This window comes from Streptomyces hilarionis, from assembly GCF_024539675.1.
GTDB lineage: Bacteria > Actinomycetota > Actinomycetes > Streptomycetales > Streptomycetaceae > Streptomyces > Streptomyces hilarionis.
Genome location: NZ_JAHHIT010000068.1, coordinates 18,577 through 42,850, shown reverse-complemented (window position 1 = coordinate 42,850; position 24,274 = coordinate 18,577). Strand labels below are relative to the sequence as shown.

At 72.3% G+C, this 24,274-nt stretch carries 25 protein-coding genes; 15 read left to right on the top strand and 10 right to left on the bottom strand.

The window, feature by feature from the left end; translation table 11 throughout:
• Positions 1-93: 93 nt before the first annotated feature.
• On the top strand, positions 94-729 hold the full coding sequence (locus KMS84_RS18000) for a TetR/AcrR family transcriptional regulator (RefSeq protein ID WP_256917257.1): 636 nt from the start codon (positions 94-96) through the stop codon (positions 727-729).
• 211 nt (positions 730-940) lie between these two features.
• Here KMS84_RS18000 and KMS84_RS17995 read toward each other — a convergent pair whose 3' ends face one another.
• The 3 genes from KMS84_RS17995 to KMS84_RS17985 form a co-directional block, all read right to left on the bottom strand.
• Complete coding sequence (locus KMS84_RS17995; protein ID WP_256917256.1) at positions 941-1,279, bottom strand: DUF3817 domain-containing protein; 339 nt, start codon at positions 1,277-1,279, stop codon at positions 941-943.
• Positions 1,280-1,341: 62 nt separating this feature from the next.
• Positions 1,342-1,848, bottom strand: coding sequence for a MarR family winged helix-turn-helix transcriptional regulator (locus KMS84_RS17990; RefSeq protein WP_256917255.1), 507 nt, complete (start codon positions 1,846-1,848; stop codon positions 1,342-1,344).
• An 11-nt stretch (positions 1,849-1,859) separates the two neighbouring features.
• Positions 1,860-3,119 (bottom strand): MFS transporter, encoded by a 1,260-nt coding sequence (locus KMS84_RS17985; RefSeq protein ID WP_256917254.1) that lies wholly within the window; start codon positions 3,117-3,119, stop codon positions 1,860-1,862.
• 117 nt (positions 3,120-3,236) lie between these two features.
• On the opposite strand from KMS84_RS17985, the gene KMS84_RS17980 reads away from it, so the two are divergent.
• On the top strand, positions 3,237-4,253 hold the full coding sequence (locus KMS84_RS17980) for an ArsR/SmtB family transcription factor (protein ID WP_256917253.1): 1,017 nt from the start codon (positions 3,237-3,239) through the stop codon (positions 4,251-4,253).
• On the opposite strand, the gene KMS84_RS17975 is transcribed toward KMS84_RS17980, so the two are convergent.
• From KMS84_RS17975 to KMS84_RS17965, 3 genes are all read right to left on the bottom strand, one after another.
• Positions 4,247-5,221: a matrixin family metalloprotease gene (locus KMS84_RS17975; protein ID WP_256917252.1), complete on the bottom strand. Its 975-nt coding sequence runs from the start codon at positions 5,219-5,221 to the stop codon at positions 4,247-4,249. The genes KMS84_RS17980 and KMS84_RS17975 overlap by 7 nt on opposite strands.
• A 135-nt stretch (positions 5,222-5,356) precedes the next feature.
• Positions 5,357-5,650: an MTH1187 family thiamine-binding protein gene (locus KMS84_RS17970; protein WP_256917251.1), complete on the bottom strand. Its 294-nt coding sequence runs from the start codon at positions 5,648-5,650 to the stop codon at positions 5,357-5,359.
• Positions 5,647-5,991, bottom strand: coding sequence for a DUF3817 domain-containing protein (locus KMS84_RS17965; protein WP_256917250.1), 345 nt, complete (start codon positions 5,989-5,991; stop codon positions 5,647-5,649). Before KMS84_RS17965 ends, KMS84_RS17970 begins: the two co-directional genes overlap by 4 nt.
• A gap of 177 nt (positions 5,992-6,168) precedes the next feature.
• On the opposite strand from KMS84_RS17965, the gene KMS84_RS17960 reads away from it, so the two are divergent.
• The 4 genes from KMS84_RS17960 (at position 6,169) to KMS84_RS17945 (ending at position 8,831) form a co-directional block, all read left to right on the top strand.
• Entirely contained in the window at positions 6,169-6,801 is a 633-nt protein-coding gene (locus KMS84_RS17960; protein WP_256917272.1) for an AIM24 family protein, read from the top strand.
• Between the two features lies 1 nt (position 6,802).
• Positions 6,803-7,453: an AIM24 family protein gene (locus KMS84_RS17955; RefSeq protein ID WP_256917249.1), complete on the top strand. Its 651-nt coding sequence runs from the start codon at positions 6,803-6,805 to the stop codon at positions 7,451-7,453.
• A gap of 2 nt (positions 7,454-7,455) precedes the next feature.
• Positions 7,456-8,262 carry an AIM24 family protein gene (locus KMS84_RS17950; protein ID WP_256917271.1) on the top strand — a complete coding sequence of 269 codons (807 nt, stop codon included), beginning with the start codon at positions 7,456-7,458 and terminating at the stop codon, positions 8,260-8,262.
• Positions 8,263-8,354: 92 nt separating this feature from the next.
• A complete protein-coding gene (locus tag KMS84_RS17945; RefSeq protein ID WP_256917248.1) occupies positions 8,355-8,831 on the top strand; it encodes a MarR family winged helix-turn-helix transcriptional regulator in 477 nt (158 codons plus the stop codon).
• Between the two features lie 156 nt (positions 8,832-8,987).
• On the opposite strand, the gene meaB is transcribed toward KMS84_RS17945, so the two are convergent.
• Together meaB and KMS84_RS17935 are read right to left on the bottom strand one after the other, a co-directional pair.
• Positions 8,988-9,944, bottom strand: a complete 957-nt coding sequence (gene meaB / locus KMS84_RS17940; protein WP_256917247.1) for a methylmalonyl Co-A mutase-associated GTPase MeaB — start codon at positions 9,942-9,944, stop codon at positions 8,988-8,990.
• 65 nt (positions 9,945-10,009) lie between these two features.
• Positions 10,010-11,221 carry an acetyl-CoA C-acetyltransferase gene (locus KMS84_RS17935; protein WP_256917246.1) on the bottom strand — a complete coding sequence of 404 codons (1,212 nt, stop codon included), beginning with the start codon at positions 11,219-11,221 and terminating at the stop codon, positions 10,010-10,012.
• A 151-nt stretch (positions 11,222-11,372) separates the two neighbouring features.
• Between KMS84_RS17935 and mce the strand changes: the two genes are divergently transcribed.
• The 7 genes from mce to KMS84_RS17900 all read left to right on the top strand — a co-directional run bounded on the left by mce (position 11,373) and on the right by KMS84_RS17900 (position 21,194).
• Positions 11,373-11,813 (top strand): methylmalonyl-CoA epimerase, encoded by a 441-nt coding sequence (gene mce / locus KMS84_RS17930; protein ID WP_256917245.1) that lies wholly within the window; start codon positions 11,373-11,375, stop codon positions 11,811-11,813.
• A gap of 232 nt (positions 11,814-12,045) precedes the next feature.
• A complete protein-coding gene (gene scy / locus KMS84_RS17925) occupies positions 12,046-15,927 on the top strand; it encodes a polarized growth protein Scy (RefSeq protein ID WP_256917244.1) in 3,882 nt (1,293 codons plus the stop codon).
• Positions 15,928-16,110: 183 nt separating this feature from the next.
• Entirely contained in the window at positions 16,111-17,049 is a 939-nt protein-coding gene (locus tag KMS84_RS17920) for a coiled-coil domain-containing protein (RefSeq protein ID WP_079659495.1), read from the top strand.
• A gap of 85 nt (positions 17,050-17,134) precedes the next feature.
• Positions 17,135-18,085, top strand: a complete 951-nt coding sequence (locus tag KMS84_RS17915) for an ABC transporter ATP-binding protein (RefSeq protein WP_256917243.1) — start codon at positions 17,135-17,137, stop codon at positions 18,083-18,085.
• Positions 18,086-18,087: 2 nt separating this feature from the next.
• Complete coding sequence (locus KMS84_RS17910) at positions 18,088-18,858, top strand: ABC transporter permease (protein WP_256917270.1); 771 nt, start codon at positions 18,088-18,090, stop codon at positions 18,856-18,858.
• A 210-nt stretch (positions 18,859-19,068) separates the two neighbouring features.
• On the top strand, positions 19,069-20,319 hold the full coding sequence (locus KMS84_RS17905) for an ABC transporter ATP-binding protein (protein ID WP_256917242.1): 1,251 nt from the start codon (positions 19,069-19,071) through the stop codon (positions 20,317-20,319).
• A complete protein-coding gene (locus KMS84_RS17900) occupies positions 20,316-21,194 on the top strand; it encodes an ABC transporter permease subunit (RefSeq protein WP_256917241.1) in 879 nt (292 codons plus the stop codon). The genes KMS84_RS17905 and KMS84_RS17900 overlap by 4 nt, the downstream gene beginning before the upstream one ends.
• A 31-nt stretch (positions 21,195-21,225) precedes the next feature.
• Here KMS84_RS17900 and KMS84_RS17895 read toward each other — a convergent pair whose 3' ends face one another.
• Positions 21,226-21,558 (bottom strand): Rv1322 family protein, encoded by a 333-nt coding sequence (locus tag KMS84_RS17895; RefSeq protein WP_256917269.1) that lies wholly within the window; start codon positions 21,556-21,558, stop codon positions 21,226-21,228.
• Positions 21,559-21,779: 221 nt separating this feature from the next.
• Between KMS84_RS17895 and KMS84_RS17890 the strand changes: the two genes are divergently transcribed.
• Positions 21,780-22,808 carry an LLM class flavin-dependent oxidoreductase gene (locus KMS84_RS17890; protein WP_256917268.1) on the top strand — a complete coding sequence of 343 codons (1,029 nt, stop codon included), beginning with the start codon at positions 21,780-21,782 and terminating at the stop codon, positions 22,806-22,808.
• A gap of 85 nt (positions 22,809-22,893) precedes the next feature.
• On the opposite strand, the gene KMS84_RS17885 is transcribed toward KMS84_RS17890, so the two are convergent.
• Positions 22,894-23,286, bottom strand: a complete 393-nt coding sequence (locus KMS84_RS17885) for an SCO5389 family protein (RefSeq protein ID WP_256917240.1) — start codon at positions 23,284-23,286, stop codon at positions 22,894-22,896.
• Positions 23,287-23,550: 264 nt separating this feature from the next.
• On the opposite strand from KMS84_RS17885, the gene nucS reads away from it, so the two are divergent.
• The gene (gene nucS, locus KMS84_RS17880) at positions 23,551-24,222 is read left to right on the top strand and encodes an endonuclease NucS (RefSeq protein ID WP_256917239.1); all 672 of its coding nucleotides are present in this window, start codon (positions 23,551-23,553) and stop codon (positions 24,220-24,222) included.
• Positions 24,223-24,274 lie beyond the last annotated feature (52 nt).

The following is a 24,274-nucleotide window of genomic DNA, read 5'->3' as shown; positions in this document are numbered from 1 at the left end:
GTAGCGTAATGGCACCGGGTGCCTCCGCAACACCGCACCCCGGTGATCTGCCTCACGGAGGCGGGGAAAAAACCTGCGGTTATGGTCGGAGGCATGCAGATCCGCACTCCCGCCTGCCGTCCCGGCCGTCCGCGCAGCGCCGCCGCGGACACCGCGATCCTGGCCGCGACACGGGAGGCGCTGGTCGAGCTGGGCTGGTCGAAACTGACCCTGGGAGACGTCGCGACGCGCGCCAAGGTCGCCAAGACGACCCTGTACCGCCGGTGGGCCGGCAAGAACGAGCTGGTCGTCGACGCGGTCGCGGAACTCTTCGGCGAACTCGAACTCCCCGACCGCGGCAGCCTGGCCGCCGACATCGAGGGCGTGGTCCTTCAGTTCGCGGCGATCCTGGCCCGCCCGGAGGCCAAGAGCGGGCTGATGGCGGCCATCGCCGAGTCCACCCGCGACGACGCGCTGCGCGAACGCATCCGCGCCTCCATCGTGGAGCCCCAGAAGGGGCTGGTCCTGGAGGGCCGGGCCCGCGCGCAGGCCCGCGGCGAACTCCCCCCGGAGGCCGACCCGGTGGAGGCCGCGCGCACGGTCGACCTCATCTTCGACGTGGTGGCGGGCGCGGTGGTGCACCGCACCCTGGTCAGCGCGGAGCCGGCCGACGAGGAGTGGGTGCGCGGCTTCACCCGCGTACTGCTGCACGGCCTGTCGGCGGCGTCCGTCCCGGCCGCCGACGGCTGACGGCTCTGACGGCTCTGACGGCAGACGTTCAGAGGGGCCGACGGGCCGACGGGCCGACGGCGAAGCCGACGCCGGCCGTCACGGGCCGACGTCGGCTCACCACCGCCGGGGAGGGCGCGCGAGGACGCGGCGCGGGCGGGGGCGCTCCCCCGCGTCTCATGCGCCGGGGCGCCCCCGTGCCGGGCGGCGCGGTCGCACCGCGGTCAGGAAGTCACGCCTCGACGGGCGCCGGGGCCGCGTCCGCGGTCCGGCCGGCCAGCTCGTGGCTGATCCGGCGCTCGACGAAGAACGCCGCCGTCGGGATCGTCCCGGCCAGCAGGACCCACAGCTGCTTGCCGACCGGCCACTTCGCCTTGGAGCCGAGGTCGAAGGCGAAGATCAGGTAGACGACGTAGAGCCAGCCGTGCGCGATGGCGACGACGCGGGTGAAGTCCGCGGCGCCGTCCACGTCCAGGCCGTACTTGGCGATCATGCTCAGGCACAGCAGCACCAGCAGGACACCGGTGACGTAGGCCAGGACGCGGTAGCGGGTCAGCACGCTCTTTTTCATGAGGACGAGCGTAACCACCGGTTTTGGGGCGATCTTGCCCGGGTCCGGACCCGCCGCGCCGGTCAGTCCTCGAAGTCGTGGGCCGCCACCCGCAGCGGCCGCAGCATCGCGAAGATCTCCCCGCACTCCTCGGCGTCGTACACCCCGAGCCCGAAGTCCATCGCCATCAGGTCGCGGGTGGCCGCCTCGACGACCTCGCGGCCCTTGTCGGTGATGACGGCGAGGGTGCCGCGTCCGTCGTGGGGATTGGGGCGCTTGTCCACCAGGCCCGACCGCACCAGCCGGTCGACGGTGTTCGTCACGGAGGTGGGGTGCACCTGGAGCCGCTCGCCGATCTTCGACATGGTCAGCTCGCCCTCCTTGGAGAAGGTGAGCAGCACCAGCGCCTCGTACCGTGCGAACGTCAGGCCGTACGGCTTGACGACGGCGTCCACCTCGGCGAGCAGGATCTGGTGCGCGCGCATGATCGACGTGATCGCGGACATGGACGGCACGTTGCCCCAGCGCTGCTTCCAGAGCTCATCGGCGCGGGCGATGGGGTCGAAAGGGAGACTGAGCGGTTTCGGCACGCCTCCAGACCTTACCGGCCGGTCACATCGCGGTCAGCCCCGTCTCGCCTGTCGGTCCCGTGGACCGCCCGGGCCGACAGCGCGCAGCACACGGCGCCGACCGCGCCCGCCCCGGCGACCGCCGCCGCGACTCCCACGAGCTCGGCGGCGACTCCGGCGAGCGCCATCCCGACGCCCTGGAACGTCATGAGCCCGGCGGTGAGCAGCGTCATGGCCCGGCCGCGCAGCTCCTCGGGCACGTCCCGGACGATCCACTGGTCGAGGCCCAGGGTGTACGCCGACCCGGCGCCCGAGACCAGCAGCAGGAGCAGCGAGACGGCGAGACCGGGGTGGAAGGCGTAGCCGAGGTAGGGCAGCAGGGTCACACAGACGAGCGGCAGGGCGATGCGCTCGCGGCTGACGGGCCGCAGCCGGGCCCCCGCGAACAGCTCGCCGGCGACCGTGCCGACGGGGAGCGCGCACATCAGCAGGCCGAGGCCGACGGGACCCGTGCCGAGCGAGTCGGCGTACGGCGCGGCCAGCGCCTCCGGGGCGACGGCGAACGCCGGCGGGATCCAGAAGAGCAGCAGCAGCGCCCGGGTGCGCCGGTCGCCGAGGACCTGGCGCGCGCCCCGGAGGGAGTCCGTCACCAGCGCGCCCGAGGCCCGGGCCCGGGCGGGGCGGCGGCGGGTGCCCAGGCGCAGCAGCGCGGCGGAGGCGAGGAACGTGCCGACCGTGACGAGCAGGGCCCGGCGCGGGGAGACGACCGTGAGCAGCACGCCGCCGAGCCCGAAGCCGGCGAGCAGCGCGCTCTGGGCGGTGATGCGCAGCAGGGAGCGGCCGAGGACGAACAGGTCGCCGTCGCCGAGGACGTCGGCCAGCGTGGCCATGCGGGTGCCCGCGAAGACCGGCGAGACGACGGCGAGACCGCAGCGCAGGGCGAGCAGGACGCCGAGGGGCGCGCCCGGCGTCGTCATCGGCAGGACGCACACCGCGCACACCAGGTCGCAGCCCACCAGGACGCGCCGGGCCGGAAAGCGGTCGGCGACCCCCGCGAGCAGGGTGCCGCCGACGACGTAGGGCAGGAAGCCGAGGGCCCAGGCGAGGGCGCTCATCAGGGGCGAGCCGGTCAGGTCGTAGACGAGCACGGCGAGCGCGACCTCGGCGACGATCACTCCCAGCAGGGAGAGCAGGTGGGCGGCGAAGACGGCCCGGAACTCGCGGACGGCCAGGACGCGGACGTATCCGGCGGGAGCGGGCGCCGGCGCGGCGGCCGTCGTGGCTTGTGACATGGGCAGCAGCGTGCGCGGGCCGCGGTCGGCGGCCTAGAGTTTCGGGCAGGGCCGAATGTCCGGCCGGCCGCGGCTCGGCGGACCGGTCCGCGGCCGTGTGCGGAGGGGGTGGGGCAGGTGCCGTCGCATCTGCACTTCGGGGAGGACGACTTCCTTCGCTGCCGGTTCGCCGTCTCCCCGTTGTGGGAGACGCAGGAGGTCGCGCGCACGCTGAAACGGCCCGACCGGCAGGGCTACCACGCACCCTGGCTGCGCCGTATCCGGGCGGCGGCCGAGCGGCTCGACCTGAGCGGTCTGTGGCTGCTGATGCCGCGCCGGGGCCACTCCCCCGACTGGCTGAGCCCGCCGCCGCTGGGGCCGGTGGCCGGGTTCGAGGAGGAGATCGCCGCCGTCCGGGCGGCGGACCCGGAAGCGGCCCGGCTGGACACCGCCCGTTCGCTGGCGGACACCCCCGGCGCGCTGGACTCGGCGCGGGGGCGGGCCTGGCTGGCGGACCCGGAGCGCATGATCCGGGAGCTGAGCGAGGTGCTGGAGGAGGTCTGGCACACCCTGCTCGCCCCGGACTGGCCGCGGCTGCGCGCCCTGCTGGAGGCGGACGTCGCCTTCCACTCGCGGCGGCTGGCCGAGGTGGGCCTGGGCGGGCTGCTGCCGGAGATCGACCGGCGGTGCGGCTGGCGGGCGGGCACGCTCACCATCGCCTCCCACGGGGAGCACGAGCGGCGGCTGGCCGGACGGGGGCTGGTGCTCATGCCGAGCGTGTTCTCCTGGCCCGACCTGGTCAGCGGCTTCGACCCGCCCTGGCAGCCGACGCTGGTGTACCCGGCGCGGGGCATCGCCGCTCTGTGGGCCGACCCCGCCGACCGCGCCGGCCGTCACCCGCAGACGCTCGTGCGGCTGCTGGGGCGGGGGCGGGCGGCCGTGCTCGGGGCGCTCGACGAACCGGCCGCCACCTCCGCGCTCGCCCGTCGGCTCGGGCTCGCCCCGTCGTCGGTGTCCGCGCACCTGACGCTGCTGCGCGACAGCGGGCTGCTGGTGTCCCGGCGCCAGGGCCACCAGGTGCTGTACGAGCGGACGCCGCTGGGAACCGCGCTGGCGTCGGGCGCCGCCCCCCAGGGCGACGGCGGGCCTCAGTAGAGGCTGCGCAGGCCCAGGACGTCGCCCTTGCCGAGGGTGCGGGCGGCGGTGGAGCAGGCGAAGGAGCTCGCGTACATGGTGAGGTTCTCGTGCCCCTGGCCGGCGTGGGCCAGGCCGAAGACGTGCCCGGCCTCGTGCGTGGCGACGCTGCGCAGGTCGTACGCGTGCGTGCAGGCGTCGGACGGGTGGTCGGTGAACGCGTAGTCGTGGGTGTTGAAGCGGACGTCGGCCTCCAGCAGCTCGTCGGGGCCGTCGGGCACCGGCCGGCTCCAGGAGCAGGTCGTGGCGACGGCCCCGGGGCCGATGTCGCCCGCGTCCCACACGCTCAGGCCGTCCCGGCGCACACAGCGGGCCTCGCGGTCGATGCCGGCCTCGTGGGAGGTGGTCGACAGGTACCGGGCCCGGGCGGTGACGGTGTCGTCGTAGCCGCAGTCGTTGCGGCTGGCGGTGATGGCGGCGACGCCGGCCTCGAAGGCGTGCCGGGCCTCGGCCCGGGAGAGGTGGGCGGGCAGCGGGCCGTCCCCGAGGAACCACTCGTACGTGCCGTACTCCTTGCGCCCGGCGGTGGAGTAGGCCCCGTCGGCGCAGGAGGCGGGGGCGTCGGCCCGGCGGCGCGGACGGGCCCGCGCGTGATCCGCCTCGTAGGCGTAGGAGACCGTGCCGTCGGCCGCGACCGCCACGGTGAAGCCGTGCGCCGAGCCGTCCGCGGTGAGGGCGTCGACGCTGACCGTGATGCCGGGTTCGGGGACCGCGAGGCCCGCGCCGTCGTGGGTGACCAGGCGGCCGACGGCACGGCAGTCGCGCACGGACGAGCCCGCGGGCAGGTCGGCGACGGTCAGCTCGCCGCGCGCCGGCGGGCACGCGGGCGTGCGCGCCGCCTCCCCCGTGCAGACCACCGCCAGCGACGCCGTCAGTGCGAACGCCGTGAGCGCCCTGCCGAGAGTCCCCGGTCCTCGCCGCCCTGCCACCGCACACTCCCCTTCAGGCGCCGCGCCGACGCGCGGAACATGATCGACCGGGGAGACACTAGCCATGCGGTCCGGGCGGCAACCCCGCCTCTCCGTAGCCGTTCGGGTGACCGGGCGGACGGGTGTCCGGGGCGGCTACGGGGCCAGGTGCCGTTCCACGGTCGCCACCTTCGAGGTCAGGCCGTCGCTCACGCCGGGACGGATGTCCGCCTTCAGGACCAGGGAGACCCGGGGGGCTCGTGCCTCGACGGCGGCCACGGCGCGCCTGACGACGTCCATCACCTCGTCCCACTCGCCCTCGACGGAGGTGAACATGGCGTCGGTGCGGTTCGGCAGGCCCGACTCGCGGACGACGCGGACGGCGTCGGCGACATACTCGCCGACGTCCTCGCCGACGCCCAGCGGGGTGACCGAGAAGGCGACGATCACGCGTTCACCACGCCTTCCTTGCGGGCGCGGGAGGCGATGACCGCGTCCTCGGCCTCGCGGCGCAGCCTGCGCTCGGCGAAGAAGCCGCCGGTGGGCAGGACGGAGAGGACGAAGTAGAGGGCCGCGGTCCTCAGGGACCACCTGGCGCGGTTCCAGGCGTCCGCCCAGAAGAGCACGTAGAGGACGAACAGCACGCCGTGGACCATGCCCATCACGGGCACCGCGTTGAAGTCGGTGGTCCGCTTCAGCACGGAGCACACCAGCAGCAGGAGAAAGGACACGGCCTCGGGGGCCGAGACCAGACGCAGTCGGCGGAGGGCGGAGGCGGTCTTCAGGTCCACGGGTCACCTTCGGGGGGAGGTACGGGAGCAGGGCGTCGGGGCACAGCGTTTGTGAATGCACGCACAAGCGTTCGTCCATTGTGGCAAACGGTCCCCCTAAGGGTGTGTTCAGGGTCGTTCTCCACCTCCGGGTGCTGTTGTGCGCACCCGGGTGGCGGATACCTTCCCAGCGTGGCGATGTTTCGACTCCAAGGCAGCAAGGTGCTCGCCGTCGACATGACCGGGGACGCCGTGAAGGCGAAGAACGGCTCGATGGTCGCGTACGACGGGCAGATGGCCTTCAAGAAGCTCAGCGGCGGCGGCGAGGGCATCCGGGGCATGGTGACCCGGCGGCTCACCGGCGAGCAGATGACCGTGATGGAGGTGAGGGGGCAGGGCACGTGCTGGTTCGCCGACCGCGCGTCCGAGATCAACCTCGTCCAGCTCCAGGGCGACAAGCTCTACGTCGAGTCGAGCAACCTGCTCGCGACCGACGCCGGCCTGCGGACGGGGACGAGCTTCACGGGGCTGCGGGGCGCGACCCAGGGCAACGGACTGTTCACGACGACCGTCGAGGGGCACGGCCAGGCCGCGATCACCTCGGACGGCCCGGCCGTGGTGCTGCGGGTCAGCCCGCAGTACCCGCTGACGGTCGACCCCGGGGCGTACATCGCGCATCAGGGCGACGTCCGGCAGTCCTTCCAGTCCGGTGTGACGTTCCGCACCTTCATGGGCGAGGGCGGCGGCGAGGCCTTCCAGATCCGCTTCGAGGGGAACGGCCTGGTGTACGTCCAGCCGAGCGAGCGCAACACGATCGCGGGGGATGTGTGACATGACGTTCCGTGAGATCAACTCCAAGATCGTCGAGGCGACCGTCGTCCCGGGGCAGCGGCTCTACAGCCAGCGCGGCGCGATGCTCGCGTACCGCGGCGAGGTGTCGTTCACGCCCAACGTCCAGGGCGGCCAGGGCGGGGTGATGTCCATGATCGGCAGGCGGCTCGCGAACGAGGACACCCCGCTGATGACCGTCGAGGGCAGCGGCACGGTCCTCTTCGGGCACGGCGGCCACCACGTCCAGGTCATCCGGCTCACCGGCGACACGCTGTACGTCGAGGCGGACCGGCTCCTCGCCTTCGAGGGCACGCTCCAGCAGGGCACGATGTTCCTGGGCTCGCAGGGCGGGGTCATGGGCATGGTCCGCGGCCAGGTCAGCGGGCAGGGGCTGTTCACCACCACCCTCAAGGGGCAGGGGGCCGTCGCCGTGATGGCCCACGGCGGGGTCTTCGAGGTCCCGATCACCCCGCAGCGCCCGGTCCACGTCGACCCCCAGGCCTACGTCGCCCACCACGGCGACGTCCGCAACAAGCTGTCGACCGCGCTCGGCTGGCGGGACATGGTGGGGCGCGGCTCCGGCGAGGCGTTCCAGCTGGAGCTCAGCGGCAGCGGTGCGGTGTTCGTCCAGGCGTCGGAGGAGAAGCTGTGAGCATGCACGGGGCTCCGGGCGGCGGCCCGACGGTCTACGACCCCATGACCCTGCCGGTCGACGACAACGTGAACAGCTACACCTTCTGCGTGGAGCTCAAGGGGAGCCAGTGGTTCCTCCAGAAGGGGAAGATGATCGCCTACTACGGGTCGATCGACTTCAACGGCGTCGGACACGGCCGGCTGGACCGTCTGGTGCGCACTTCCTTCCATTCGCCTCTGCACGCGAGCGACTGGGTCGTGGCGGAGGGCTCGGGCAAGATGCTCCTCGCCGACCGGGCCTTCGACGTGAACTCGTACGACCTGGACGACGGCAACCTGACCATTCGCTCGGGCAATCTGCTCGCTTTTCAGCCAAGTCTGTCGCTCAAGCAGTCGATCGTGCCGGGATTCCTCACGCTGATCGGAACCGGAAAGTTCGTCGCCGCGTCAAACGGTCCGGTGGTGTTCATGGAACCTCCCCTCCGGGTGGACCCCCAGGCGCTCGTGGGGTGGGCCGACTGCCCCTCTCCGTGCCATCACTACGACCACGGGTACATGACGGGCGTGATGGGCGGTCTACGTGCACTGACGGGCCTCGGCGGGGCTTCCGGCGAGGAGCATCAGTTCGAGTTCGTGGGCGCCGGGACGGTGCTGCTTCAGTCGACCGAGATCCTGATGGCGGAGCAGGCCACGGGGGCGGTCCCGCACGAGCCGGGAGTGCCCGGTTCCGGCGCGGGCGCGGGTGGGCACGGCGGCCCCGGAACGCAATCCGGCGCACCGCGCCTTCCCGGACAGCTGGGGGACCTCCAGCGTCGCTTCGGGCTGTGAGCGGTAGTCTGCGGAGTGTGACATCGAACGCGTGCGCACCGTCACACCGCCCTCACTAGTTCGCCTTTCAACATTTTAGGTAGACTTCATTTATGGAGACCGAAACGGCCACTCGATGGCTGACCGATGCGGAGCAGTGCGCCTGGCGCACCCATCTGGAGGTCAACAGGCTGTTGACGTACCAGCTCGAAAAAGACCTGCAGCCGTTCGGCCTGACCATGAACGACTACGAGATCCTGGTGAACCTCTCCGAGTCGGAGGGCCTCCGGATGCGGATGAGCGACCTCGCGTCCGCCACCCTCCAGTCCAAGAGCCGCCTCTCGCACCAGATCACCCGCATGGAGAACGCGGACCTGGTGCGCCGTGAGAACTGCGAGTCGGACCGCCGCGGCCTGTACGCGGTCCTGACCGAGCAGGGCATGGAGACGATGCAGAAGGTCTCGCCGCACCATGTGGACTCCGTGCGGCGGCACTTCATCGACCTGCTCTCCCCCGAGGCCCTGGGCGAGCTCTCCAAGGCCCTCAAGCCCGTGGCGGAACACCTCCGCGGGCACCGGGGACGGCCGTAGCCGGCTCTCCTCGGCACATGGACGGGAAGGCGGAGCCCGAACCGGGCTCCGCCTTCCCGTCCGACGTCCCGTCCAAGGGGGGCCGCCGACGCCGCCCCGCGATCCTGCCGCCCCTGCGCCCGGGCCGGGGGCCGGTGGGCCGCGGGCCCCGCGGTCTCAGGCCTCGGTGAGGCCCGCCACCAGCTCGTCCGCCGCGCGGTAGGGGTCCAGCGTGCCGGTGACGATGCGGTCGGCGAGCGCGCTCAGCCGACGGTCGCCGTGCAGGTCGCCGATGCGCTCGCGCAGCGCCGTCACGGCGATCGTCTCGACCTCGCGGGCCGCCCGGGAGCGGCGCCGCTCGGCGAGGACGCCGCGCTCCTCCATCCAGGCACGGTGCTTCTCCAGCGCCTGGACGACGTCGTCGACGCCCTCGGCGCGCGAGGCGACGGTCTTCACGATGGGCGGCCGCCAGTCCCCGGGAGCGCGGGACTCGCCGAGACCGAGCATGTGGTTCAGCTCCCGCGCGGTGGCGTCCGCCCCGTCGCGGTCCGCCTTGTTGACCACGTACACGTCGCCGATCTCCAGGATCCCGGCCTTGGCGGCCTGGATGCCGTCGCCCATGCCCGGGGCGAGCAGCACCACGCTGGTGTCCGCCTGGGAGGCGATCTCGACCTCCGACTGGCCGACGCCGACCGTCTCGACCAGGATCACGTCGCAGCCCGCCGCGTCCAGCACGCGGATCGCCTGCGGGGCGGCCCAGGCGAGACCGCCCAGGTGGCCCCGGGTGGCCATGGAGCGGATGTACACGCCGGGGTCGCTGGCGTGCTCGGACATCCGCACGCGGTCGCCGAGCAGCGCGCCGCCGGAGAACGGCGACGACGGGTCGACGGCCAGCACGCCGACCCGCCTGCCCTGCCTGCGGTAGGCGGTGACCAGCGCGGAGGTCGTGGTCGACTTGCCCACGCCCGGCGAACCGGTCAGGCCCACCACGTAGGCGTTGCCGGTGAGCGGGGCCAGCGTCGCCATGACCTCCCTGAGCTGCGGGGACGCCCCCTCGACCAGCGAGATCAGCCGGGCCACGGCCCGGGGCCGGCCTTCCCTGGCCTGCGCGGCCAGCGAGGAGACGTCCTGCATCACAGCTCCGTTCAGCTCCGTTCGACTCCGCACGCGTGCGCGGCCGGGGCCGCTCCGCGGCGTTCTCAGGCCTTGGGCACCCGGACGATCAGCGCGTCGCCCTGACCGCCCCCGCCGCACAGCGCGGCCGCGCCGACGCCGCCGCCCCGGCGCTTGAGCTCCAGCGCCAGGTGCAGGACGAGCCGGGCGCCGGACATGCCGATCGGGTGGCCCAGGGCGATGGCGCCGCCGTTGACGTTCACCTTTTCCGTGGACACGCCGAGGTCCTTCATTGACTGCACCGCGACGGCGGCGAAGGCCTCGTTGATCTCGATCAGGTCGAGGTCGGACACCTCCAGGCCGTCCTTCTTCAGGGCGTGCAGGATGGCGTTCGACGGCTGGGACTGGAGCGAGTTGTCCGGGCCGGCCACGTTGCCGTGGGCGCCGATCTCGGCGATCCACTCCAGGCCGAGCTCCTGCGCCTTGGCCTTGCTCATCACGACCACGGCCGCCGCGCCGTCGGAGATCTGCGAGGAGGAGCCCGCGGTGATCGTGCCGTCCTTGGCGAAGGCCGGACGGAGCTTGCCGAGGGACTCGGCGGTGGTGTCGGCGCGGATGCCCTCGTCCTTGCTGAAGACGACCGGCTCGCCCTTGCGCTGCGGGATCTCGACCGGGGTGATCTCCGCCTCGAAGACGCCGTTCTTCTGCGCGGCGGCGGCCCTCTGATGGCTCAGCGCGGCGATCTCGTCCTGCTCGGGACGCGCGATCCCGAGGCGGGTGTTGTGCTTCTCGGTCGACTCGCCCATCGCGATGTTCTCGAAGGCGTCGGTGAGCCCGTCGTGGGCCATCGCGTCGAGCATCTCGATCGCACCGTACTTGAAGCCCTCGCGGGACTTCGGCAGCAGGTGGGGGGCGTTGGTCATGGACTCCTGGCCGCCCGCCACCACGATGTCGAACTCACCCGCGCGGATCAGCTGGTCCGCGAGCGCGATGGCGTCCAGGCCCGACAGACACACCTTGTTGACGGTGAGCGCGGGGACGTTCATCGGGATGCCGGCCTTGACCGCTGCCTGCCGGGCCGGGATCTGGCCCGCGCCCGCCTGCAACACCTGGCCCATGATCACGTACTGCACCTGGTCGCCGCCGATGCCCGCACGGTCGAGGGCGGCCTTGATCGCGAAGCCGCCGAGGTCGGCTCCGGAGAAGGACTTGAGGGAGCCCAGCAGCCGTCCCATGGGCGTGCGCGCGCCCGCGACGATCACCGAGGTCGTGCCGTTGGAGCCAGTCGATCCAGTCATGAGCTGCGATTCCCCTTACCGGCCTGCACAGGCCGAGGAGTGAACGAGGGTTTACTTCGAATGTACTGAGTGGCACTCCGTGCCGTCATCGGGCCGTCAGTGTGATCGCGCGCACGTTGCGTAACCACCGCCGGCGCGCTGCACTGACATCATGCTGACGCGAATCGACCACATCGGGATCGCCTGCCACGACCTCGACGCGACCGTCGAGTTCTACCGTTCCACATACGGCTTCGAGGTGTTCCACTCCGAGGTCAACGAGGAGCAGGGCGTGCGCGAGGCCATGCTCAAGATCAACGAGACGTCCGACGGAGGCGCCTCCTACCTGCAACTCCTCGAACCGACGCGGGAGGACTCCGCCGTCGGCAAGTGGCTCGCCAAGAACGGCGAGGGGGTCCACCACATCGCTTTCGGTACGGCGGATGTGGACGGCGACGCCGAGGACATCCGCTCCAAGGGCGTACGCGTTCTGTACGAAGAGCCCCGACGCGGCTCCATGGGGTCACGAATCACCTTCCTGCACCCCAAGGATTGCCACGGAGTACTGACAGAACTGGTCACATCGGCCCCTGTTGAGTCACCTGAGCACTGACCCTCGTACATATGGGCCGGTAGGGTTGGGCTCGGTCGCCGCTCACACCGGGGCGACCCGGTCCTGCCGTACGGCGGCAGGACGCAGCCGGGGTCCGGGTTTCGGGGGACGAGCGTCGGGGCAGCAGCCCATGCTCCGTCGTTGATCTGACACCATTCCCCGGGAGCCCCGTTCGGCGGATGGACGGAGCTCGTTCGGCAAGCTTGCGACCAGGGACGGATGGGACCGCGCAGTGCGGGGCTACGAGAGCCAGGAGCGGGAACCGGCGGCTGACGTCGACCACCTGACTCGGTTCGAAGCCGAGATGAAGCGGCTGAAGACCGAGCGGGAAAAGGCGATTCAGCACGCCGAGGACCTCGGCTACCAGGTCGAGGTGCTGCGCGCCAAGTTGCACGAGGCGCGTCGCACCATCATGTCCCGGCCCGCCTTCGACGGCGGCGACCTCGGGTACCAGGCCGAACAGCTGCTGCGCAACGCGCAGATGCAGGCCGACCAGCTGCGCCAGGACGCCGAGCGCGAGCTCAGCCAGGTGCGGGCGCAGACCCAGCGCATCCTTCAGGAGCACGCCGAGCAGGCGGCCCGGCTCCAGGCCGAGCTGCACCAGGAGGCGGTCACCCGCCGCCAGCAGCTCGACCAGGAACTCGCCGAGCGCCGGCAGAACGTCGAGTCGCACGTCAACGAGAACGTGGCCTGGGCCGAACAGCTGCGCGCCCGCAGCGAGGCGCAGGCCCGCCGGCTGCTCGACGAGTCGCGTGCGGAGGCCGAACAGGCCCTGGCCACGGCCCGCGCGGAGGCGGAGCGGGTCGCCGCGGAGGCGCGCCAGCGGCTCCAGGCCGACGCCGAGACGGCCCGCGCGGAGGCCGAGCAGCTCCTGCTGCGCGCCCGCACGGACGCCGAGCGGCTGCTGAACGCCGCCTCCACGCAGGCCCAGGAGGCCAGCGACCACGCCGAGCAGCTGCGCACCTCCACGGTCACCGAGTCCGACGCCGCCCGCCGCCAGGCCGGTGAGCTCAGCCGCGCCGCCGAGCAGCGCATGTCCGAGGCCGAGGAGGCACTGCGCAAGGCGCAGGCCGAGGCGGACAAGGTGCTCGCGGAGGCGAAGGCCGCCGCGGAGAAGGCGCTCGCCGGCGCGGAGGCTGCCAAGGAGCAGCGCACCCGCACCGCGAAGGAGCAGGTCGCCCGGCTGGTCAGCGAGGCCACCAAGGAGGCCGAGACCACCAGGGCGGACGCCGAGCAGCTCGTCGCCGACGCGCGCGCCGAGGCCGAGAAGATCGTCGCGGAGGCCTCCGAGAAGGCCCGCACGCTCACCGCCGAGGAGAGCGCCACCCAGCTGTCGAAGGCGGCCAAGACCGCCGAGGACGTCCTCAACAAGGCACAGGAGGACGCCCAGCGCACCACGAAGGCCGCCGCCGAGGAGGCCGAGCGGATCCGCCGCGAGGCGGAGACCGAGGCCGACCGGCTGCGCGCCGAGGCGCACGACATCGCCGAGGAGCTCAAGGGCTCGGCGAAGGACGACACCAAGGAGTACCGCGCCAAGACGGTCGAGCTCCAGGAGGAGGCCCGGCGGCTGCGCGGCGAGGCCGAGCAGCTGCGCGCCGACGCGGTCGCCGAGGGCGAGAAGATCCGTGCCGAGGCCCGCAAGGAGGCCGTCCAGAAGATCGAGGAGGCGGCCCGCTCCGCCGAGGAGCTGCTGTCGAAGGCGAAGGCCGACGCGGACGAGCTGCGCCAGAAGGCCACCTCGGACAGCGAGAAGGTGCGCACCGAGGCCATCGAGCGCGCCACCACGCTGCGCCGGCAGGCCGAGGAGGTGCTGGAGCGCACCCGCGCGGAGGCCGAGCGCTCCCGCGAGGAGGCGGTGGAGCTCGCCGAGACCATCACCTCGAACGCCGAGCAGGCGGCGCGCGAGCTGCGCGAGGAGTCCGAGCGGGCGGTCGAGGCCCGGCACGCGGAGGCCGCCGAGGAGCTGACCCGGCTCCAGACGGAGGCGGAGGCCCGCCTCGCGTCCGCCGAGCAGGCGCTGACGGACGCCCGGGAGGAGGCCGCGCGGATCCGCCGCGAGGCCGCCGAGGAGACCGACCGGCTGCGCTCGGAGGCCGCGGAGCGCATCCGCTCCCTCCAGCAGCAGGCCGAGGCGGAGGCCGAGCGGCTGCGCAACGAGGCCGCGTCCGACGCGGCCGCCTCGCGCGCCGAGGGCGAGGCCGTCGCCGTCCGGCTGCGTTCCGAGGCCGCCGCCGAGGCGGAGCGGCTGAAGTCCGAGGCGCAGGACACCGCCGACCGGGTGCGCGCCGAGGCGCAGGCGGCGGCCGAGCGGCTGTCCGCCGAGGCGTCCGAGACGCTGGCCGCCGCGCAGGAGGAGGCCGTCCGGCGCCGGCGCGAGGCCGAGGAGCTCCTCGGCTCCGCCCGCCAGGAGGCCGGCCAGGAGCGCGAGCGGGCCCGCGAGCAGAGCGAGGAGCTGCTGGCCTCCGCGCGCAAGCGCGTGGAGGAGGCGCAGACCGAGGCCGTCCGTCTGGTCGAGGAGGCGGACCGGCGGGCCAACGAGATGGTGTCGGCGGCCGAGCAGCACGCGCAGCAGGTGCGCGACTCGGTGGCCGGGCTGCACGAGCAGGCCCAGGAGGAGATCACCGGCCTGCGGTCCGCGGCCGAGCACGCGGCGGACCGCACCCGGCGCGAGGCGGAGGAGGAGGCGGACCGCGTCCGCGCCGACGCCTACGCCGAGCGGGAGCGGGCCGCCGAGGACGCGGGCCGGGTCCGCCGCGAGGCGAACGAGGCGTCCGAGGCCGCGCAGGAGCTGGCCGAGCGGACCGTCGGCGAGGCGATCGCCGAGGCGGAGCGGCTGCGTTCGGAGGCGTCCGCGCACGCCCAGCGGGTGCGCACCGAGGTCTCGGACGCCATCGCGCAGGCCGACCAGGACGCCTCGCGCACCCGGGCCGACGCCCGCGACGACGCCAACCGCATCCGTTCGGACGCTGCGGCGCAGGCCGACGCCCTCATCCACGAGGCCCGCAGCGAGGCGGAGCGGCTCCAGAGCGAGACCCTCGCGGAGGCCGAGCGCCTCCAGTCGGAGACGGTCGCGGAGGCCGAGCGGCTGCGGTCCGAGTCGGTCGCCAAGGCGGAGAAGCTGATCCAGGACGCGTCCGGGGACGCGGAGCGGCTGCGCGCCGAGGCCGCCGAGACGGTCGGGTCGGCGCAGGCGCACGCGGAGCGGATCCGGGCCGAGGCCGAGCGGGTCAAGACGCAGGCGGCGGCGGAGGCCGACCGGCTGATGAGCGTGGCCCGCGAGGAGGCCGACACGACGCTGGACGAGGCCCGCAAGGAGGCCAACAAGCGCCGCTCCGAGGCGGCCGAGCAGGTCGACACCCTCATCACGGAGACGGCGGCCGAGGCGGACAAGCTGCTCACCGAGGCGCAGCAGCAGGCGCAGAAGGCCACGGCGGACGCGGAGGCGCAGGCCGACTCGATGGTGGGCGCGGCCCGCAGCGAGGCGGAGCGGCTGGTGTCCGAGGCGACCGTCGAGGGCAACTCCCGGGTGGAGAAGGCGCGTACGGACGCCGACGAACTGCTGGTCGGCGCCCGCCGGGACGCGACCGCCATAAGGGAGCGGGCGGAGGAGCTGCGCGACCGCATCACCAGCGAGATCGAGGCGCTGCACGAGCGGGCGCGCCGCGAGGCCGCCGAGACGATGCGCTCGACCGGGGACCGCTGCGACGCGCTCATCAAGGCGGCCGAGGAGCAGCTCGCCAAGGCGCAGGCCAAGGCGAAGGAGCTGGTGTCGGACGCCAACTCCGAGGCCGGCAAGGTCCGTATCGCCGCGGTGAAGAAGGCCGAGGGGCTGCTCAAGGAGGCCGAGCAGAAGAAGTCGACGCTGGTGCGCGAGGCCGAGGAGCTCAAGGCCGAGGCGATCCGCGAGGCGCGGCGCACGGTCGAGGAGGGCAAGCGCGAGCTGGAGGTCCTGGTGCGCCGGCGCGAGGACATCAACGCCGAGATCTCCCGGGTCCAGGACGTGCTGGAGGCGCTGGAGTCGTTCGAGGCGCCGGGCGGGGCCAAGGACGGGGGCGTCAAGGCGGGCGCGGCCATCGGAGCCCCTCGATCGGGTGGGAAGTCCCCGGACGGCTAGCGGAATGTGTGGATTGCGTTAAATTCTCGGGCCTTTGAGGGCACCTTTGGCAAGCGGTCCGCCGCCGAGCCACCCAAAAGGGGTGTCATTCTCCAGATCAAACACGCATACGCTCGATGACACACCGCAAAGGCCCCTAGGATTCCCCCTATCACCTCACCGGTCTCATTCGACAGGAACCCCATGAGCGACACTTCCCCCTACGGCTTCGAGCTTGTGCGGCGTGGGTACGACCGCGCTCAGGTGGACGAACGCATCTCGAAGCTCGTCTCCGACCGTGACAGCGCTCTGGCCCGTATCACTGCTCTGGAAAAGCGCATCGAGGAGCTTCACCTCGAGACGCAGAACGCCCAGGCCCAGGTAAGCGACGCGGAGCCGTCGTACGCCGGTCTCGGCGCGCGTGTCGAGAAGATCCTCCGCCTCGCCGAGGAAGAGGCCAAGGATCTGCGCGAGGAGGCCCGTCGCGCGGCCGAGCAGCACCGTGAGCTCGCCGAGTCCGCGGCCCAGCAGGTGCGCAACGACGCAGAATCGTTCGCTGCGGAGCGCAAGGCCAAGGCCGAGGACGAGGGCGTCCGGATCGTCGAGAAGGCCAAGAGCGACGCGTCGCAGCTGCGCTCCGAGGCGCAGAAGGACGCGCAGTCGAAGCGTGAGGAGGCCGACGCCCTCTTCGAGGAGACCCGCGCCAAGGCCGCGCAGGCCGCCGCCGACTTCGAGACCAACCTGGCCAAGCGCCGGGAGCAGTCGGAGCGCGACCTCGCGTCCCGTCAGCAGAAGGCGGAGAAGCGTCTCGCGGAGATCGAGCACCGCGCGGAGCAGCTGCGCCTGGAGGCCGAGAAGCTGCGCACCGACGCCGAGCGTCGCGCGCGTCAGACCGTCGAGACGGCGCAGCGCCAGGCCGAGGACATCGTGGCCGACGCCAACGCCAAGGCGGACCGGATCCGTTCCGAGTCCGAGCGCGAGCTCGCGGCGCTCACCAACCGCCGCGACTCGATCAACGCCCAGCTGACGAACGTCCGCGAGATGCTCGCCACGCTGACCGGCGCCGCGGTGGCGGCGGCCGGCACGCCGTCCACGGACGACGAGCCGATCTCCCGCGGGGTTCCGGCGCAGCAGTCCCGGTAACGTCCGGGGGTACGGCGGCCGAACATCGGTGAAGCCCTTTGCCACTCCGGTGGCAGGGGGCTTTGTCGCGTTTTAGCGTGGCCGCATGATCGAGCTCGAGGGCCTGACGAAGCGGTACGGCGAGAAGGTGGCGGTGAACGACCTGACCTGCACCGTCAGACCGGGCATCGTCACGGGCTTCCTCGGTCCCAACGGCGCCGGCAAGTCCACCACCATGCGGATGATGCTGGGCCTGGACCGGCCGTCGGCCGGGGACGTGCGGATCGACGGACAGCACTACGACCGGCTCAAGGACCCGCTGAAGTACATCGGCGCCCTGCTGGACGCGAAGGCGATGCACGGCGGGCGCAGCGCCTTCAACCATCTGCTGTGCCTGGCGCAGAGCAACGGCATCCCCCGCAGCCGGGTGCACGAGGTGCTGGACACCGTCGGACTGACGGCGGTGGCGAAGAAGAAGGCCAAGGGGTTCTCGCTGGGCATGGGCCAGCGGCTGGGCATCGCGGGCGCGCTCCTCGGCGACCCGCGGATCCTGATGTTCGACGAGCCGGTCAACGGGCTCGACCCCGAGGGCATCCACTGGATCCGCAACCTGATGAAGTCGCTGGCCGCGCAGGGGCGGACGGTGTTCGTCTCCTCGCACCTGATGAGCGAGATGGCCCTGACGGCCGACCACCTGGTGGTGATCGGGCAGGGCCGGCTGCTCGCCGACACCTCGATGGCCGACTTCATCGCGCAGAACTCGCGGGCGTACGTGCGCGTCCGCACCCCGCAGCGCGAACGACTGCTCGACGTCCTGCACGGGGCCGGGATCACCGTCGTGGAGAGCGGCAGCGGCGCGCTGGAGGTGGACGGCGGCAAGCCCGAGCGCATCGGGGAGCTGGCCGCGCAGCACCAGATCGTGCTGCACGAGCTGAGTCCGCAACAGGCTTCGCTGGAAGAGGCGTTCATGCAGCTGACCGCGGAGTCGGTGGAGTACCACGCGCACACGCAGGCGCCTGCGGAGCAGCCGTGGGGCGACGACTGGACGAGGAGCTGACGATGGCGGCGACCCAGGTCATCAGGTCCGAGTGGACCAAGATCCGGTCGGTGGCGTCCACCGTGTGGACGCTGTCCCTCGCGGTGGTGGTCACCGTCGCCCTCGGCATGCTGATCGCGGCACTGTCGAACAACGACTTCGACCACATGAGCCGCAACGACCGGCTCTCGTTCGACCCCACGTTCATCAGCTTCGCCGGGATGAGCCTCGGCCAGCTCGCGATGATCGTGTTCGGGGTGCTGGTCGTGTCGAACGAGTACAGCACCGGAATGATCCGCACCTCGCTGGCCGCCGTGCCGCAGCGCGGGGCGTTCCTGTTCAGCAAGATCGCGGTGGCCGGCGCCCTGGCGCTGGCGGTCGGTCTGGCCACCAGCTTCGTCACGTTCTTCCTCGGCCAGGCCATGCTCGGCTCGCACCGGGCGGAGATCGGCGACAGCGGGGTGCTGCGCGCGGTGATCGGCGGCGGCCTCTACATGACGCTCATCGCGGTGTTCTCGATGGGCGTGGCCACGATGCTGCGCTCGCCGATGCTCTCGCTCGGCATCCTGATGCCGTTCTTCTTCCTGATCTCCAACATCCTCGGCAACGTCTCCGCGACGAAGAAGATCGGCCAGTACCTGCCCGACCAGGCCGGCAGCAAGATCATGCGCGTGGTGACGCCGATCGACGACAACACCCCGTACGGGCCCTGGGGCGGGTTCGCCATCATGGCGCTGTGGGCGCTCGCCGCTCTGGCGGGCGGCTATCTGCTGCTCAAGCGGCGCGACGCCTGAGAACGCGACGCCGCAGACCGGGCGAGGCCCGTGACGACCCGGTGCACGAAACGACCCGGTGCACGAAACGACCCGACGGCCGACACGATCGGACGCCCCGGGCTTCGGTCTTTGCTTTCATTTGAGCGGAACCGTCAGCGCCCCGATATCCTCCTAACCCTTACGGGGGCGTGCGCCCTGCTGTCCTGATCCTTTCGATGGGTGCGGAGCATGATCGAAGCAGTCGGCCTGACCAAGCGCTACGGCGACAAGACCGCTGTTCACAACCTTTCCTTCCAGGTACGGCCCGGTGCCGTGACGGGCTTCCTCGGGCCGAACGGCTCGGGCAAGTCGACGACCATGCGGATGATCCTCGGCCTGGACAACCCGACCGCGGGCACGGTGACGATCGGCGGCTATCCGTACCGCAAGCTGCCGAACGCGGCCCGCCAGGTGGGCGCGCTGCTCGACGCCAAGGCGGTGCACGGCGGCCGGCACGCCCGCAACCACCTGCTGTGCCTGGCCCAGCTGTCGGGCATCCCGGCCCGCCGGGTCGACGAGGTGCTCGGCGTCGTCGGCCTCCAGGACGTGGCCAGGAAGCGCTCCAAGGGGTTCTCCCTGGGCATGGGCCAGCGGCTCGGGATCGCGGCGGCGCTGCTCGGCGACCCGCAGGTGCTGCTCTTCGACGAGCCGGTCAACGGCCTCGACCCCGAGGGCATCCTCTGGGTGCGCAACCTGATGAAGTCGCTGGCCGCCGAGGGCCGCACGGTGTTCGTCTCCTCCCACCTGATGAGCGAGATGGCCCTGACCGCGGACCACCTGATCGTCATCGGGCGCGGGCAGCTCCTGTCCGACATGAGCGTGACGGACTTCATCTCGGCCAACTCCGCCGACTTCGCCCGGGTGCGCACCCCGCTCACGGACCCGCCGCTGCGCGAGAAGCTGGCGTCGGCGCTGACCGAGGCGGGCGGCCATGTGCTGCCCGAGCCGGACGGCGCGCTGCGGGTGACGGGCCTGCCGCTGCCCCGCATCAGCGACATCGCCCATGACTCGGACGTCCGCCTGTGGGAGCTGTCGCCGCACCAGGCCTCCCTCGAGGAGGCGTACATGCGGATGACGCAGGGCGCCGTCGACTACCGCTCGACCGTCGACCAGAAGGCCGGGCTCCAGCAGCCGCTGCCGCCCGGCGTCCAGCCGCCGATGCCCGTGCCGGGCCAGGGCCAGCCGGGCTGGTACGCCCCGCCGCCCCCGCAGCAGGGCTATGCGCCCCCGCAGCCCGCCCCGACGCCTCCGGCGGCCTCCTACGGGGCGTACGGCGCCTCGGGCGCGCCCGGGGCGGCTCCGGCCCCCGCCGGGGCCAATCCGTACGCGGCGCCCGTCCAGGCGCCCGCGCAAGCTCCGGCAGCGCCGGCTCCCGCCGACGCCCCGGCCGCCGCCCCCGCCCCCGACGCCGCACCGACCAAGTCCGAGGACGCCCGATGAGCACCCCGCAGCACCCGTCGCCGCAGGCCGCGCCCGCCTGGCAGGCGCCCGGTCCCTCGTACGGCCAGGCAGGCCCCGGCTACACCTCGCCGATCCCCGTCGTGCGCACCCACCTCGGGCACGCCGTCGCCTCGGAGTGGACCAAGATCCGGTCGGTGCGCTCCACGATGTGGACGCTGGGCGTGTTCGTGCTGCTCGTCGTCGGCATCGGCCTGCTGGCCGGTGCGGTGGTCGCGGCGAACGCCTCGGAGAGCGACCTCTCGGACCAGACCGCCCTGTCGTTCGGCTTCTTCGGGCTCCTCCTGGGCAGCATGTGCGTCATCACGCTGGGCGTGCTGACCACGGCCTCGGAGTACGGCACCGGCATGATCCGCACGACCATGGTGGCCTGCCCGTCGCGCGGGCGGGTCCTCGCGGCGAAGGCGGTCGTGTTCTTCTCCGTCGCCTTCGTGGTGACGCTCGTGTCGTCCGGCCTCGTCGCGGTGATGCACGTGGGCATGCTGGGCGACGCCCGCCGCCCGACGGGCGAGGAGTGGCTGAAGGCGACCGTCGGCGTGTCCCTCTACGTGGCGCTGCTCGGGCTGCTGTCCCTGGCCGTCGGTTCGATCATCCGGCACTCGGCGGGCGCGATCACGATCATGATCGGCGTCCTGCTGGCCCCGCTGGTCATCGCGATCTTCATGTTCTCGTCCTCGCTGGAGGACCTGCGGCAGGCACTGTTCGAGTACTCGATCCCGAACCAGATGAGCGTCTTCTACGCGACCTCGCTCAGCGAGAGCGGGCCGAGCGGCTGGGACCCGCTGTGGATCGCGCTGGGCGTGACCGCCGCGGCCCTCGGCGCCGCCTTCGCCCTGCTGGAGAAGCGGGACGTCTGATCCGCCGCACGGCCGCCCGCCGAGCGCGGGGCTAGAACCTCGGCGCGTTACGGGACCGCTGCACCCCCGGGGTGCGGCGGTCCCGCGCGTTCCAGCACGCCTTGTGCCAGTGCCGTCGGTCGTCGACGCCCGCGTGCTCGGGCCAGGCGACGACGTGCGGGACGCCGTCGGGAATCAGGTGGTCGCAGCCGGGGCACCGGTAGGCCTTGCCCTGCGCGCTCGACCCCGCCACGTGCCGCACGCTCCACCGCTCGCCCTGCCAGGCCTGCGCCGACTCCCAGCCGCCGTAGCGGCTCGCGCCGTCGTCCTCGGCGCTCCGGCCGGACGAGCTCTCACCCTTGGGTCGGTTGCGGCGCGGCGACACGGGACACCTCACGGGGCTCTACGGTGGGCGGGTTCGGCGTCCAGCGTACGCGGCCGGGGCCGGGGCACCCGTAGGTCGGCCGCCCCGCACGTCACCCCGCGGGACGCCGCATTCTGCAGACAATCCGCAAATCTCTCCGCCAGGCCGTGTCCTCGGCACGTGTCGGACGGTTATGCCCGGTGGGGGAGCTCCGCGTCGGAGCCAAGGAAGCAGGAATGTCCATGCGTGTGGGAAGTTTCGTGTTGGGAGCCCAGTTCCCCGGCCAGGGCCAGGGCGAGGCGCTGCATCGCGCCGTGCGCTCCGCCGAGGTGGCCGAGGAGGCGGGTCTGGACTCGGTCTGGCTGGGCGAGCACCACTTCGTGCCGTACGGCACGTGCCCGTCGGCGGTCACCCTCGCCGCTCTGCTGCTGGGCCGCACCCGGCGCATCCGGGTGGGCACGGCGGTCAGCGTACTGCCCACCGTCCACCCCGTGGCGCTCGGCGAACAGGCCGCGCTGCTGCACCTGACGAGCGGGGGCCGCTTCTCGCTGGGCGTGGGCCGCGGCGGGCCGTGGGTCGACCTGGAGGTCTTCGGAACGGGACTGCGGGCGTACGAACAGGGCTTCCCGGAATCACTCGATCTGCTGGTTCGCTGGCTGCGCGAGCCCTCGGTGGGAGCGGACGGCGAGCGATTCCGCTTCCGCGAGGTCCCCGTGGTGCCCCGGCCGTCGGAGGCCCTGACCGAGACGGCGGGGCCGGAGGTCGTCGTGGCCTGCACCTCACCGGCGAGTGTGCGGCTGGCCGCCGAGCGCGGGCTGCCGATGCTGCTCGGGATGCACGTCGGGGACGAGGAGAAGGCCGAGATGGTCGCCCAGTGGCGGCGCTGCGCGCGCGCCGCCGGCCGCTCGGGGGACGAGATCCGCAGCGCGGCGCACGTCTCCGCGGGCGTCTGCCAGATCGCGGACCGGCGGACGGACGCGGTGGAGACGCTGGTGAAGGCGATGCCGGGCTGGTTGAAGCAGGGCCTGGACGCGCATGTGACGGTGGACGGCCGAGCCCGCAGCATGCGGGACCCGGTGGCGTACACCGAACTGCTCTGCGGGCTGCACCCGGTGGGCACCCCGCGGTTGTGCGCCGACCGCCTCGCGGCGACCGGCGAGCGGACCGGCATCTCGCGCTTCGCCCTGCTCGTCGAGGGCTCCGGCGACCTCGCGGCGACGGAGGAGAACGTACGGCGGCTGGGCTCGGAGGTGCTCCCCCACCTCCGGTGAACAGCCCAGCCGACCATGAGGCCTGCCGCTCCCGCGTCTGTGGAACCTCCCGCGTCAGGAGCGGCAAGCGACAGCCTCACCGGTTTCAGCAGTCCCGGAATTCCGGGGACTGGTTGAGCACCTGGCTGCGGATCGAGGTGAAGCGGCCGAGCTTCTCGTCGACAGCCGGGTCCAACGGGAACACCGCCACCCGGTGGCAGTTCTGGAAGGCCAGCCGCACACCGAAGTGCCGTTGCAGCGCACCGCGTATGGCGTCACTCGCGAGCGCGCGCAGCAGCTGCCCGCGTGCCTGCTCGTCCGGCGGGGGCGTCTGGTTGTCGGCGAAGTCCGCGCCGTCCACCTTCAGCTGGGCCACCAGGGAGCTGACCATCTCCCACGCGTAGGGCAGGGAGGTCCGGACGCAGTCGACGAATTGTGCTTCGTCGACCTCGCCTCGCTCGGCCTGTTCGAGTAGGGCCGGTGAGACGTCGAGCGACATGGGTACTCCTCTCGCACCCCCGGAACAACAGGGGTTGACGGACAGGGAAGGGGAGTCGGCATGCCGAAATACCGCACACGCTGAGTACACGCATCGCGACCTCCCGTTCACTACGGTAGGCAACGGACGGTGACCGCACCAGGAGAATGGGCACATAGGGAACCCCGGTTGGGCACACAATCGGCCACTGTCGAGCGCCCGTCGAACGATCGTTTTCCAGGGCGAATCGCTAGGGGGCAGGGGCGTCGGATAGCGTTGCGCCCCATGCGTCTCGTCATCGCCCGGTGCTCCGTCGACTACGCCGGCCGGCTCACCGCCCATCTCCCTTCCGCCCCCCGTCTCATTCTGGTGAAGGCGGACGGCAGCGTCTCGATCCATGCGGACGACCGCGCCTACAAGCCCCTGAACTGGATGTCGCCGCCCTGCACGCTCAAGGAGGGCACGGGCGACGACGAGGGTGTGTGGACCGTCGTCAACAAGGGCGGCGAGAAGCTCATCATCACGATGGAGGAGATCCTCCACGACTCGTCGCACGAACTGGGCGTCGATCCCGGCCTGATCAAGGACGGCGTGGAAGCGCACCTCCAGGAGCTGCTCGCCGACCGCATCGAGACCCTCGGCGAGGGCTACACCCTCATCCGCCGCGAGTACATGACCGCCATCGGCCCGGTGGACATCCTGTGCCGGGACGCGGAAGGGCAGACCGTCGCGGTGGAGATCAAGAGGCGCGGCGAGATCGACGGGGTCGAGCAACTCACCCGCTACCTGGAGCTGTTGAACCGCGACCCGCATCTCGCGCCGGTGCGCGGCGTCTTCGCGGCCCAGGAGATCAAGCCCCAGGCCCGCGTGCTGGCCACGGACCGCGGCATCGGCTGCACGGTCCTCGACTACAACGCCCTGCGCGGCATCGAGGACGACAAGCTGCGCCTGTTCTGACCACGTTCGCACGGACGACGAGACGGGCCGGGTTCCGGAAGGGAACCCGGCC

What these genes read in the sequence shown, in the direction of transcription:
- KMS84_RS18000 (WP_256917257.1), top strand. Translation starts at nt 94, where the DNA reads ATGCAGATCCGCACTCCCGCCTGCCGTCCCGGCCGTCCGCGCAGCGCC.
- KMS84_RS17995 (WP_256917256.1), bottom strand. Translation starts at nt 1,279, where the DNA reads ATGAAAAAGAGCGTGCTGACCCGCTACCGCGTCCTGGCCTACGTCACC.
- KMS84_RS17985 (WP_256917254.1), bottom strand. Translation starts at nt 3,119, where the DNA reads ATGTCACAAGCCACGACGGCCGCCGCGCCGGCGCCCGCTCCCGCCGGA.
- KMS84_RS17960 (WP_256917272.1), top strand. Translation starts at nt 6,169, where the DNA reads ATGTTTCGACTCCAAGGCAGCAAGGTGCTCGCCGTCGACATGACCGGG.
- KMS84_RS17955 (WP_256917249.1), top strand. Translation starts at nt 6,803, where the DNA reads ATGACGTTCCGTGAGATCAACTCCAAGATCGTCGAGGCGACCGTCGTC.
- KMS84_RS17950 (WP_256917271.1), top strand. Translation starts at nt 7,456, where the DNA reads ATGCACGGGGCTCCGGGCGGCGGCCCGACGGTCTACGACCCCATGACC.
- KMS84_RS17945 (WP_256917248.1), top strand. Translation starts at nt 8,355, where the DNA reads ATGGAGACCGAAACGGCCACTCGATGGCTGACCGATGCGGAGCAGTGC.
- meaB (WP_256917247.1), bottom strand. Translation starts at nt 9,944, where the DNA reads ATGCAGGACGTCTCCTCGCTGGCCGCGCAGGCCAGGGAAGGCCGGCCC.
- KMS84_RS17935 (WP_256917246.1), bottom strand. Translation starts at nt 11,221, where the DNA reads ATGACTGGATCGACTGGCTCCAACGGCACGACCTCGGTGATCGTCGCG.
- mce (WP_256917245.1), top strand. Translation starts at nt 11,373, where the DNA reads ATGCTGACGCGAATCGACCACATCGGGATCGCCTGCCACGACCTCGAC.
- KMS84_RS17920 (WP_079659495.1), top strand. Translation starts at nt 16,111, where the DNA reads ATGAGCGACACTTCCCCCTACGGCTTCGAGCTTGTGCGGCGTGGGTAC.
- KMS84_RS17915 (WP_256917243.1), top strand. Translation starts at nt 17,135, where the DNA reads ATGATCGAGCTCGAGGGCCTGACGAAGCGGTACGGCGAGAAGGTGGCG.
- KMS84_RS17910 (WP_256917270.1), top strand. Translation starts at nt 18,088, where the DNA reads ATGGCGGCGACCCAGGTCATCAGGTCCGAGTGGACCAAGATCCGGTCG.
- KMS84_RS17905 (WP_256917242.1), top strand. Translation starts at nt 19,069, where the DNA reads ATGATCGAAGCAGTCGGCCTGACCAAGCGCTACGGCGACAAGACCGCT.
- KMS84_RS17900 (WP_256917241.1), top strand. Translation starts at nt 20,316, where the DNA reads ATGAGCACCCCGCAGCACCCGTCGCCGCAGGCCGCGCCCGCCTGGCAG.
- KMS84_RS17890 (WP_256917268.1), top strand. Translation starts at nt 21,780, where the DNA reads ATGCGTGTGGGAAGTTTCGTGTTGGGAGCCCAGTTCCCCGGCCAGGGC.
- KMS84_RS17885 (WP_256917240.1), bottom strand. Translation starts at nt 23,286, where the DNA reads ATGTCGCTCGACGTCTCACCGGCCCTACTCGAACAGGCCGAGCGAGGC.
- nucS (WP_256917239.1), top strand. Translation starts at nt 23,551, where the DNA reads ATGCGTCTCGTCATCGCCCGGTGCTCCGTCGACTACGCCGGCCGGCTC.